This is a genomic window from Caballeronia sp. ATUFL_F1_KS4A (assembly GCF_023630905.1).
Taxonomy (GTDB): Bacteria; Pseudomonadota; Gammaproteobacteria; order Burkholderiales; family Burkholderiaceae; genus Caballeronia; species Caballeronia zhejiangensis.
Map to the genome: position 1 here is coordinate 1 of NZ_JALQEB010000024.1, position 3,944 is coordinate 3,944.

Here is a 3,944-nt window from a genome sequence, read left to right on the forward strand (position 1 = left end):
TTGCCGACGGTGCACAGCGCGGTATTGCCCGCCGTCACGCCCGACAGCGCGACGGATTTCTTCGGCTTGAATGCGCCGGTTGCGGGTGCTTCGGTCGATGCCTGATCGGTCATTGTCTCTAGTCTCCTTTGCACGCTCGCGATGCGGCGTTATTTGTCTTGTCGAGATGATGATTTGAAAAACGGCGCGCATTCGTCGGGCAGCGTCTGGCCGGTCGCGTGCGCGCGGCGCAGCACGGACCAGTAATAGCGATAACTCGCGCGATCGTGCAGCGTATCGCCATGCCGCGTCGGGCCCCACTGTGCGCGCTGTGCCGCAAGCAGAATCTGCGCCGCGAGCGCGATTTCATCGGCGCGCGGCGAGAAGGCCTCGACGATCGGCCTGATCTGATCCGGATGGATGCTCCACATGCGCGTATAGCCGAACGCGTTGCGCGCGCGTGCCGCATCGTTCGCGACGACGCTCATGTCGCGCACTTCCGTCGATACGTTGTGCGACGGCACCTTGCCGTGCGCGTGACACGCGGCCGCGATCTCCAGCTTCGCGCGCTGCACGAGCGGATGATCGAACTGGCCGGGCGAGCGCATCGCGGTATCGGGAATGGCGCCGTTGTGCGCCGAGACGAAGTCCATCAGGCCGAAGCTCAGCGATTCGACGCCCGGCAGCGCGGCCAGTTCGAACGCTTGCGCGAGCGCGCCGTGCGTCTCGATCAGCAGATGGCAGGGAATCGGTTGCTCGATGCCGAACTCGCGTCGTGTTGCTTCGATGAACGCGACCATTTCGGTGGCATCGGCGGCGCTGCGGATTTTCGGCAGCATGATGAACGCGGGCGCTTTCTTCGCGCGACGCAGGATGATGCGGACGTCGTCGCGCCACGCACGATGATCGAAGTCGTGGATGCGCACGCCCACGCGCCCGAAGCGGTCGTCCTCGCCACCGACGAACGACGCAACCATTTCCGCATGTTCGGCCTCGTGACCGACTTGCGCCCCGTCTTCGCAATCGAGCGTGATGTCGAACACCGGACCGAGTTGCGCCTGCAGCGCCAGGGATTTGCGGATCAGCTTCTCGCTGCCGGCGTAATGATCACAGGGCGGAAGCACGGCGGGTTGCGCTTCGCCGTCAAACAGCACTTCGGCGGGAGTGAGAGCAGGCATCGTCGGCGTCGGGTCCGATTGGAAGTTGGGAAATTCCATCTTGCTCGATGATTCGAACACGCTCGATGTTTTTCAAGCGCGTTCGAATCATGCACGAACGCCGCGTAGCGTTCGCGCAGACGGGAAGCCTTTGCAGACTCCCCCTTGAACGACGTACTTACTTGCCCAGCAGATGCGAAACGCCGTCGCGCTCTTCGAGCAGCTCGTTCAGCGTGCCGTCCATCTTCTCGCGCGAGAACGCGTCGATTTCGAGGCCTTCGACGCGCTTGTACTCGCCGTTTTCGCACGTGACGGGCACGCCGTAGATGATGTCTTCCGGAATGCCGTACGAGCCGTCCGACGGAATGCCCATCGTGACCCACTTGCCGTTCGTGCCGAGCACCCAGTCACGCACGTGATCGATCGCAGCATTCGCCGCCGATGCCGCCGACGACAGGCCGCGCGCTTCGATAATCGCCGCGCCGCGCTTGCCGACGGTCGGGATGAACGTGTTGCGGTTCCACTCGTCGTCGTTGATGAGCTTCGTCAGGCTCTCGCCTTCCGCCGTTGCGAAACGGAAGTCCGGGTACATCGTCGGCGAGTGGTTGCCCCACACGGCGAGCTTTTCGATCGACGCGACCGGCTTGCCCGACTTGGCCGCCAGTTGCGACAGCGCGCGGTTGTGGTCCAGACGCAGCATGGCGGTGAAGTTCTTCTTCGGCAGATCCGGCGCCGACTTCATCGCGATGTAAGCGTTCGTGTTCGCCGGGTTGCCGACGACCAGCACCTTCACGTCGCGGCTCGCGACATCGTTCAGCGCCTTGCCCTGAACCGTGAAGATCTCGGCGTTCGCCGACAGCAGGTCCTTGCGCTCCATGCCCTTCGAACGCGGACGTGCACCGACCAGCAACGCGACGTCGGCGTCCTTGAACGCGACCTTGGGGTCGTCCGTGACGACCACGCCCGCGAGCAGCGGGAATGCGCAATCTTCCAGCTCCATCACGACGCCCTTCACGGCGGCTTGCGCTTGCGGCAGATCGAGCAACTGAAGAATCACGGGCTGGTCTTTGCCGAGCAGATCGCCATTGGCGATGCGGAACAGCAGCGAGTAGCCGATTTGACCTGCGGCGCCGGTTACGGCAACGCGCTTTGCGGACTTAGCCATTGAGAACTCTCCTGGACGGTGCGTGGAACGCTAGGGAAAAACGCCATTTTATGCGCGTTACGCAAAGCGTTGATGAAGACATGCCGGCCATGCCGTGCCCAAACGCTTCGAAGCTCGACCGAGCGTTCGCGCCCGTGCCGTGCATCGGCGTTACGGCTTGACCGTCATGCCATGAATCCTTCTCTTCGAGCGAGAGGCGTGCGGAGTGTCCTGGAAGGACGCGGTGATTTCGCTTGGGTCTGACGGCAACGCGCCCATACGAGACGGCGCTTGACGTTGCGAGGCGAGGGGCAGGCAGCGGCGCGCGAATCGAGTGGCCGATCGGCGTGAGGCGAAAGCGAAAGGGCGTGCCTGGCGGTATGTTGCACGCTGCGCCGGATGCCGTGTTCAGAGCGTACTCAAGGCGAAAAGGGCCATGATAAAACGCGCTGAGCGGCGGTTCCCGTGCTTTCGCAACGACCCGCAAACCCTTGCTCGACAAGGAGTGTAGGAGCCGTCCAAGGTAAAGTCAACACTATCTTATGTCTTATATAAGACATAGGAATCTTCGGGAAAAGTCTGGACGCACGGCGGGCCTTGTGTTGAAATGCGCGGCATGAATTCCAACCCGGCGAGCACGACGACCCCCAACGGCACTGCACCGGCGGCTGAGGCCGCGAGCACGCCGTCGCCGACGTTCAGCCCGCTGTATCAGCAAATCAAGGCGCTCATCACGCAAGGACTCGAGTCCGGCGAATGGAAGCCTGGCGAAATCATCCCGAGCGAGGTCGAGCTGGCCGCGCGCTACAAGGTGAGCCAGGGCACCGTCCGCAAGGCGATCGATGAACTCGCCGCCGACAATCTTCTTGTTCGACGTCAGGGCAAAGGCACGTTCGTTGCGACGCACAACGAAGACCGCGTGCAGTTCCGCTTCCTGCGCCTTCTGCCCGACGATGGCGACGTCCATCCTCACGTAAGCCGTCTGCTCGAATGCAGGCGCCTGCGCGCGCCGGCGGAGATCGCGCGCCAACTGGATTTGAAGCCTGCCGACCCCGTCGTTCTTATCAAGCGCTTGTTGCAGTTCGATGGCGTGACGACCGTGTTCGACGAAATCTGGCTGCCGGGCGCGGTGTTTCGCGGACTCACGGCCGAGCGTCTCGCCGAGTACAAGGGTCCGCTCTACGCGATGTTCGAGACGGAGTTTGGCACGCGCATGATCCGCGCGACCGAGAAGATCCGCGCCGTCGCCGCCGATGAAACCGTCGCGCAGTTCCTCGATGTGGCGCAGGGATTTCCGCTGTTATCGGTCGAGCGCGTGTCCTATACCTATGGCGACCGGCCTGTCGAAGTGCGTCGCGGATGGTACGTCACGACCGGCTATTTTTACCAGAACGACTTGAGTTGATCGAGTGAAGAACGGGCCGCGAGCACTGGCTGAGTGCTCGCGGAACACGCACGTTAGCAGGCCCATTCTCGCGCATGGAGCAACGGTCTTTTAGAGGACTTCTCGCTGCAGCGCGATATAAAAAGGCGCTAAAATCGCGGATTAGTGTGTTAACAAGTTGGGGTCTAGCATGGCAGAAGCCGTAAAAAAACCAAGGCCGGAATACCGGAACATCGGGATCGGTCAGATCGCGAAGTATCGCTTGCCGCTGGCGGGCAAG

Annotated in this window: 3 protein-coding genes and 1 pseudogene; 2 read left to right on the plus strand and 2 right to left on the minus strand. The window is 62.3% G+C overall.

Features of this window, described 5'->3' with window-relative positions; all coding sequences use genetic code 11:
• Positions 1 to 149: 149 nt before the first annotated feature.
• Complete coding sequence (locus NCS03_RS14575; RefSeq protein WP_250435441.1) at positions 150 to 1,157, minus strand: HpcH/HpaI aldolase/citrate lyase family protein; 1,008 nt, start codon at positions 1,155 to 1,157, stop codon at positions 150 to 152.
• A 157-nt stretch (positions 1,158 to 1,314) separates the two neighbouring features.
• Complete coding sequence (locus tag NCS03_RS14580; protein ID WP_008354061.1) at positions 1,315 to 2,301, minus strand: malate dehydrogenase; 987 nt, start codon at positions 2,299 to 2,301, stop codon at positions 1,315 to 1,317.
• Between the two features lie 586 nt (positions 2,302 to 2,887).
• Here NCS03_RS14580 and NCS03_RS14585 point away from each other — a divergent pair.
• Positions 2,888 to 3,685 carry a GntR family transcriptional regulator gene (locus NCS03_RS14585; RefSeq protein WP_033536962.1) on the plus strand — a complete coding sequence of 266 codons (798 nt, stop codon included), beginning with the start codon at positions 2,888 to 2,890 and terminating at the stop codon, positions 3,683 to 3,685.
• A gap of 169 nt (positions 3,686 to 3,854) precedes the next feature.
• A pseudogene (locus NCS03_RS14590) lies at positions 3,855 to 3,944 on the plus strand (succinate dehydrogenase, cytochrome b556 subunit); the annotation flags it as partial.

What these genes read in the sequence shown, in the direction of transcription:
- NCS03_RS14575 (WP_250435441.1), bottom strand. Translation starts at nt 1,157, where the DNA reads ATGCCTGCTCTCACTCCCGCCGAAGTGCTGTTTGACGGCGAAGCGCAA.
- NCS03_RS14580 (WP_008354061.1), bottom strand. Translation starts at nt 2,301, where the DNA reads ATGGCTAAGTCCGCAAAGCGCGTTGCCGTAACCGGCGCCGCAGGTCAA.
- NCS03_RS14585 (WP_033536962.1), top strand. Translation starts at nt 2,888, where the DNA reads ATGCGCGGCATGAATTCCAACCCGGCGAGCACGACGACCCCCAACGGC.